The 6,926-nt window shown below is 43.6% G+C and carries 7 protein-coding genes; all 7 read left to right on the top strand.

Annotation, left to right across the window (positions count from 1 at the left end):
- The first annotated feature begins 232 nt into the window (after positions 1 to 232).
- The 7 genes from rplM to I6E26_RS08890 all read left to right on the top strand — a co-directional run bounded on the left by rplM (position 233) and on the right by I6E26_RS08890 (position 6,899).
- Positions 233 to 673, top strand: coding sequence for a 50S ribosomal protein L13 (gene rplM, locus I6E26_RS08920; protein ID WP_235321537.1), 441 nt, complete (start codon positions 233 to 235; stop codon positions 671 to 673).
- A gap of 25 nt (positions 674 to 698) precedes the next feature.
- Positions 699 to 1,091: a 30S ribosomal protein S9 gene (gene rpsI, locus I6E26_RS08915; protein WP_154405528.1), complete on the top strand. Its 393-nt coding sequence runs from the start codon at positions 699 to 701 to the stop codon at positions 1,089 to 1,091.
- A gap of 191 nt (positions 1,092 to 1,282) precedes the next feature.
- Positions 1,283 to 1,753, top strand: a complete 471-nt coding sequence (gene tnpA, locus I6E26_RS08910; RefSeq protein ID WP_235321536.1) for an IS200/IS605 family transposase — start codon at positions 1,283 to 1,285, stop codon at positions 1,751 to 1,753.
- 290 nt (positions 1,754 to 2,043) lie between these two features.
- Positions 2,044 to 2,991 (top strand): sugar ABC transporter substrate-binding protein, encoded by a 948-nt coding sequence (locus tag I6E26_RS08905; protein ID WP_235321535.1) that lies wholly within the window; start codon positions 2,044 to 2,046, stop codon positions 2,989 to 2,991.
- A 15-nt stretch (positions 2,992 to 3,006) separates the two neighbouring features.
- Positions 3,007 to 4,713 carry a methyl-accepting chemotaxis protein gene (locus tag I6E26_RS08900; RefSeq protein ID WP_235321534.1) on the top strand — a complete coding sequence of 569 codons (1,707 nt, stop codon included), beginning with the start codon at positions 3,007 to 3,009 and terminating at the stop codon, positions 4,711 to 4,713.
- Positions 4,714 to 4,865: 152 nt separating this feature from the next.
- Positions 4,866 to 5,933, top strand: coding sequence for a CobW family GTP-binding protein (locus I6E26_RS08895; RefSeq protein WP_235321533.1), 1,068 nt, complete (start codon positions 4,866 to 4,868; stop codon positions 5,931 to 5,933).
- 3 nt (positions 5,934 to 5,936) lie between these two features.
- The gene (locus tag I6E26_RS08890; RefSeq protein ID WP_235321532.1) at positions 5,937 to 6,899 is read left to right on the top strand and encodes a TIGR03943 family putative permease subunit; all 963 of its coding nucleotides are present in this window, start codon (positions 5,937 to 5,939) and stop codon (positions 6,897 to 6,899) included.
- The last annotated feature ends 27 nt before the right edge of the window (positions 6,900 to 6,926 follow it).

The raw sequence follows: 6,926 nt of genomic DNA, 5'->3' as shown, positions 1-6,926 counted from the left end.
TTGAGGAAGAAATGCTTGCAGTACTTACTGCATAAAGGTTCGCCGGGTGTTCAACTTATTATTGCAATTCGGGACTAGAAAATATTTACAAAAAAACTTGACTTTAAGGTGGATTTTTTATAAAATATTTCAAGTGAGCCGTGTACAGCCGCTTCCATTAGCCCCGGAGGCAATGACATAGCTTGCGAATAATTCCAAATTTTTACAAATAATCTAGGGAGGGATATATCGCATGAAGACAACGTTTATGGCTAATGCTCAGAATGTAGAGCGTAAGTGGTATGTTGTAGACGCTGAAGGTCAGACTGTAGGTAGATTGGCCGCTGAAGTTGCAAAAGTTCTTCGCGGTAAACATAAACCAACCTTTACTCCGCATGTTGATACTGGCGATTTCGTTATCGTAATCAATGCAGAGAAGGCTGTATTCACTGGTAAGAAATTGATTGACAAGACTTATTTCCGTCATTCCGGTTATAATGGTGGTACCACCTTTACTCCAGCTGGTCAGATGATGGAGAAGTTCCCAACTCGCGTTATTGAGCATGCTGTTCGCGGTATGCTGCCAAAGAACCGTCTTGGTGAGCAGATGTATAGAAAGTTGAATGTATATGCAGGTTCTGAGCATCCACATGCTGCACAGCAGCCAGAGGAGCTCAAGCTCAGCATTCGCTAATACTTGGTAAGGAGGAACATAAAAAATGGCATTAGTTAGCTACTACGGTACTGGCCGCAGAAAGTCTTCCGTTGCTAGAGTTCGTCTGGTTCCAGGTGAAGGCAAAGTGACTATCAATGGTCGCGCAATGGATGAGTATTTCGGCCTCAAGACTCTTGAGCTGATCGTTAGACAGCCTCTGGAGCTTACAGAGACTGTTGACAAGTATGATGTAATCGCAGATGTAAAGGGTGGCGGTGCTTCCGGTCAGGCTGGCGCTATCCGTCATGGTATTACTCGTGCACTGATGGTTTTGGATGGTGAGCTGCGTCCTGCTCTGAAGAAAGCTGGTTTCGTAACTCGTGATCCTCGTGAGAAGGAGCGTCGCAAGTACGGCTTGAAGAAAGCTCGTAAGGCGTCTCAGTTCTCCAAGCGTTAATTTTTATATTATTGCTTGTAAATCCCTGCAGGATGTCCTGCAGGGATTTTTCTTGTATAAGAAAACCCCGCGATAGTCGCGGGGTTCAGTAAAGCTTTTAGCTTTGCCCAAAAAGTAATAAACTCCTGATGTGTTATGATAGAATCGTGACCTGCCAGTTACGATAAATAAACACATCAGGAGGACATACTATGAATAATGATAGTACGCACGCAAAAAGTTTAGCACACACAAAATGGAATTGCAAGTATCATATAGTGTTTGCACCAAAGTACCGCAGAAAAATATTTTTCGAGGAAAAAAGATTAGCTATTAGAGATATTATAAGGACGTTATGTGCATGGAAAGGCGTGGAAATTATAGAAGGAGAGATTTGTCCAGATCATGTACACCTTATGTTAAGTATACCACCAAAGATAAGTATATCATCGTTTATGGGCTATTTGAAGGGCAAAAGCAGTCTAATGATATTTCAGAAGTTTGGCAATATGAAATTTGCATATAGAAATAGAGAATTTTGGTGTAAAGGCTATTATGTTGATACAGTTGGTAAGAATACAAAGGCCATAAAAGAATATATAGCACACCAATTAAAGGTAGATAAGGAATCGGATCAGTTAAGTTTGTTTGATCCGCGTGACCCGTTTACGGGTAGCAAGTAATAATTCGCATGCTGGCAGGCACATTATGCCCACTTGTGGGCGGCTAATTGAGATAGGGCTATGCCCGAAAATGAAAAACCACCCGCTATGCGGGTGGATATTTATTGTCAAGAATCGATATGCTTTGTATAAAAAATAGATAAATTTTCCTAAAAAATTTGTATTTTTTTACAATGTAAAAGAGGATTTTTGCTTTGTATGTAGAAATATAACGTATACAGGGAATATAAACAATGTGAATTTTGGAAGGAAAGGCTGTATCCTACGGGAAATTTAAGGAGATGAACACAGTGAAGGGTAGAAGTTTTAGGATGATGCTATTAGCTTTAGCAACTGTATTTATGGTTGCTGGCTGTGGCGGTGATAACAGTGACAAGGTGTCCAACCCAGATGGAGCGGTAGCCTTTGCAATTCATGAGCAGTCAGATGGTGTTCCAGGGAAGCTGTTAAATGATGTAAAGGCCAAATCAGAGGGAGCTGGCTGGCAGTTTGTCAATGAGATTGCTGGAGGTAATGCCAATCTTCAGCTGGATCAGGTAAACAAGATGGTGGACGACAAGGCAGCAGCCATTGTGGTGATAGCTCAGAATGGTGACAGCATTGTGCCAGCTGTCAAAAGAGCTAATGAGGCCGGTATCCCTGTTATTGCCACTAACCGTGATATTAATGGCGGTGTTTTCACTAATGTAGTAAATAATGAGCGTCAGGCAGGCGAGTTACAGGCTGATTATATGGCTGCCCATTTGCCTCAGAATGCCAAGGTTGTTTATATCAAGGGAGATATGACCATTAGTGCAGCAGTGAACCGTTATGAGGGCTTTAAGGAAGCTATCAAAGCAAAGCGTCCTGATGTGGAGATTATAGCTTCCAATAGTACCGGGGATTGGAGTGAGGCTCAGGGCATTAGAGAATTGTCCCTGTGGCTGGGGATGTATCCTCAGATTGATGGCGTTGCTGCTGCCAATGACTATATGGCCATGGGAGCTATCAAGGCTATGAAGGCAGCAGGCCGGTTCAATGAGTCCGTTATTGTCTGTGGTGTAGATAGTATTGATGATGCTCTGGCTTCCATTGCAGCAGGTGAACTTAAAATGACTGTTAAGCAGGATGCTAACAAGATTGTAGAAACCATTATGGGACTTCTGCAGCAGATAAAGCAGGGACAGTCTCCAGAAAAGGGAGATGTGCTGGTACCAATGATTGCCATTACCAAGGATAATCTATCCCAGTACAAATAAGCAGGAGGAGCTAACATGAAAAACATTAGTGTAAAAACAAAAATCGTAGCTCTGGCCGCTATTATGCTGGTAATTACCTGTCTGGTAGCCGCAGCCGGGCTGTATTCCAATAATAAATCCAAGCAGGCTGTAGATACTATGTATAATTCCAATATGATGGCTACCCAGTATCTTACCCATGCAGATTCACAGCTGGCTACAGCAAACAAGGATATAGATTTTATTCTCCAGCAGAATTATAGTATAGATAATAGAAATATTCTGTTAGATGATTTGGCTGGCAAAATTGGCAATATTACCAAGGACATTGCTGAGGTAAAAAATGTAACCACTACGGAAAAGAGCCTTAAGATTATTGAAGGTCTGGAGGGGAAACTGACTGAGGCCACTAGCACCATTCAGGCTGCCAAGAAACTGGGCACTACGCCAGAGGATAAGCAGAAGATGTATGCATCTCTGCAGATTGTAGATAGCATTGCTGGGGATTTGGCTGCTCTCACTCCAGAGAATGTTTTGCAGGGCAAGCTTTTGTTCCAGGAAAGCAATGAGGCATATAATTTTGCTCTGATTGCCTTTGCCGTAATCATTATTTTAGGTTTGGTAATTGGTATTTCTGTGGCTTATATCATTGCCAAGGGTATTGCCGATCCACTTCGTGATTCTGTAGATCTTTTAGATGCAGTAGCTGATGGTGATTTGACCAGAGAAGTAGTACCAGAGCTTCTTGATAGACAGGATGAGGTTGGTACTATGGGCCATGCTCTTAACAGAATGCAGCAGTCTCTCCGTGAGGTATTGGGCACTGTTAGCCAGGAGGCAGATAATAGCGCCAAGATGGCTGAAGAGGTCTTTGAGTTGGTAAGTGCATTGAACAGCAACGCCCAGGATATGTCTGCTGTTACCGAGGAAATGGCAGCCAGCATGGAAGAAACCGCCGCTTCCACCACCAATATTCAGGATTTGAGTCATGGAATTCGCTCTCAGGTTGAAACTGAGGCTGACGAAGCCTCCAAGGGGGCTGAATATGGTAAGACCGTATTTAGCCGTGCTGATATTCTGCATAAAGATATGGAGTCTTCTAAAACTGAGGCTCAGAAGGTATATAGCGAAACCAAGGGATCCTTGGAGAAAGCTATTGAGGCTGCCAAGGTGGCAGACAATATTGCAGAGTTGACTCAGGGAATTACAGATATTGCGGAGCAGACCAATCTGTTGGCTCTTAATGCAGCCATTGAGGCAGCTAGAGCTGGTGAGCATGGTCGTGGCTTTGCTGTAGTAGCTGACGAGGTGCGCAAGCTGGCAGAGCAGTCTCAGGAAACCGCTGGAGAGATTCAGAATCTTACTGGCAGAGTTACCGGAGCGGTACAGAATCTGTCCCGCAGCTCCTTTGATTTGCTGAAGTTCATGGAGGAAAATGTACATCGCAACTATGAGAAGATGACTAAGACTGCCGAACAGTATCGGGAGGATGCGGAGTATTTCAGCGAGTTTGCTGGCAAGACCAATGATTCCTCCAAGTCTATAGCAGAATCTATTCAGACCATGTCTAACAGCATGGAGGAGATTACCAAGGCTACTAATGAAGGAGCCATTGGCAACAACAGCGTAGCAGAGCAGGTTGTATCTGTAGCCGAGAAGGCTAACAGCATCTTGACCAAGGTTAATGTGTCCAAGGATGGTGCAGAGAAGCTGAAGCAGCAGTTGTCCAGATTCAAAATTTAATTAACTGATATTTGAGGGCCATAACGGTATCGTCTACAGCGCTGTTATGGCCTTTTTGTTGTGGGAATTTGACATTTCAACTTTTTGTTGACAAAAATTCTCATTGGGGTAAAATTATATAGGAAGTTTTGTAGAAAATTGGAGGCTTTTTTATGACAAAGATTAATATATTCTCCGGCTTTTTGGGAGCTGGTAAAACCACATTAATTCAGAAGCTGATTGAGGATGGCTTCAAGGATAAAATTGCTCTTATTGAGAATGAATTTGGGGAAATTGCCATTGATGGCGGCTTTATGAAGGAAGCCGGGGTAGAAATCAAGGAATTGAACTCTGGCTGTATCTGCTGTTCTCTGGTAGGTGATTTTGAGCAGTCCCTGAAGCAGGTTATGGATACCTATCATCCTGAGCGGATTATTATTGAGCCATCTGGGGTAGGCAAGCTGTCTGATGTGAAAAAGGCTGTAGCTACTGTTCTTAGCGATGATGTAGTTATGGATGGCTGTATTGCGGTAGTTCATGCCAAGAAATGCAAGATGTATGCCCGTAACTATGGTGAATTCTTTATTGACCAGATTGCCCATGCAGATTGTGTAGTGCTTAGCCGCAGTCAGGATGTAACTGAGAAGAAGCTGGCGGAAACTATGGATATTATTCGCAAGTACAATGAAAAGGCTCCAGTAGTCACAACTCCTTGGGAGGAAATCAGCGGTGAGCAGATACTGGGAGCCTTGGCTAATAGCCCATTGCTTTCTGTCGAGGATGTGGAGGAGCATGCCCATGAGCATCATCATGACCATGAGTGCTGTGACCACGACCACGAGCATCACCATCATGACCATGATGAACATGAACACCATCATCATGAGGACGAGTGCCATGATCCTAATTGCAGCTGTCATGACCATCATCATGATCACCATCATCATCACCATCACGCTGATGATGTCTTTGGCAGCTGGGGTATGGAAACTACCCACAAATTCACAGCAGAGGAGTTGAAGGAGATTCTGGCTCAGCTGGTAAATGCTGATGAGTACGGTGTTGTCCTTCGTGCTAAGGGTATTGTGAAGTCTGTTAATGATGGGGAATGGCTCCATTTCAATTATGTACCTGGTGAAAGCAGTGTAACTACTGGTGCAGCTGATTATACCGGCCGTTTCTGCGTAATTGGCAGCAAGCTGCAGGAGCATAGCCTGCAGGAGCTGTTTTTGGGAGAGTAAGATATGAGCGATAAGCAAAATGTACCTGTATATTATTTCATGGGCTTGCTGGAAAGCGGCAAAACCAGTGTAATTATTGACTTTCTTCAGAATAATCAGTTTGGCAAGGCAGAATGTAATTTGATTATTTTGGGCGAGGAAGGTGAGGAAGAAATTGATGAGGAGCTTCTGGAGCAGAGCCACGCCAAGATTGTTACAGTGGAGGATGTGGAAGAGCTGACACCGGAGTTTTACCAGGAGCTTCAGGACAAATATCATCCTAGCAGTATTCTTTTTGAGGCCAATGGTATGTGGAATGCCGGGGACTATATGAATATCCCTTTGCCAAAGGAATGGTTTGACTTCCAGAATATAGGCATGGTCAATGCAGAAACCTTTGAGGTATATCAGAAGAACATGAAGGACAAATTTGTGGATTTGTTCCGCTACTGTGAGCTGATTATCTTCAATCGCTGTGACCACAATACCCGCCAGCAGGATATCCGTCGTAATGTACGGGTGGTAAACCGTCGGGCCAATGTTATTTTTGAGTCTGAATTGTCTGATTTTGTGGAGGAAGAGCCAGAGCTGCCATTTGATGTATCCAAGGATATGATTGATTTGGATTTTGATGATTATGGTGCTTGGTATGTGGATTTGCAGGATCATCCAGAGAATTATGACAAGAAAAAAATGATTTTTGATGGATATATTTGTTCTGCCGAAAAGAATCGCAAGGTACATTATGGCGTAGGCAGAGTAGGTATGGCCTGCTGTGCTGAGGATATGATGTTCCTAGGAATTGCCGGCAGCGGGGCAGCTTTCCATCAGCTGAATGCCAAGGAAAATCAGCGGAAATGGGGCCAGATAACCGGCACTGTTCACTGCAAGCAGGATGCCAATGGCGAGGTGGTAAACCTTTCCTTCAAGGTGGAGGATTTCCAGGAAAAGGCCAAGCCAGAGGATACAGTAGTATATTTCAATTAAGAGCAGAATAGGAAATGGGAACTGTAT

The sequence above is a fragment of the Anaerovibrio lipolyticus genome (assembly GCF_021531495.1).
Classification (GTDB): Bacteria; Bacillota; Negativicutes; order Selenomonadales; family Selenomonadaceae; genus Anaerovibrio.
This window is presented reverse-complemented; position numbering and strand designations above follow the sequence as displayed.

Coding starts and splice junctions, on each gene's coding strand:
- rplM (WP_235321537.1), top strand. CDS start 233: ATGAAGACAACGTTTATGGCTAATGCTCAGAATGTAGAGCGTAAGTGG.
- I6E26_RS08900 (WP_235321534.1), top strand. CDS start 3,007: ATGAAAAACATTAGTGTAAAAACAAAAATCGTAGCTCTGGCCGCTATT.
- I6E26_RS08895 (WP_235321533.1), top strand. CDS start 4,866: ATGACAAAGATTAATATATTCTCCGGCTTTTTGGGAGCTGGTAAAACC.
- I6E26_RS08890 (WP_235321532.1), top strand. CDS start 5,937: ATGAGCGATAAGCAAAATGTACCTGTATATTATTTCATGGGCTTGCTG.
- tnpA (WP_235321536.1), top strand. CDS start 1,283: ATGAATAATGATAGTACGCACGCAAAAAGTTTAGCACACACAAAATGG.
- rpsI (WP_154405528.1), top strand. CDS start 699: ATGGCATTAGTTAGCTACTACGGTACTGGCCGCAGAAAGTCTTCCGTT.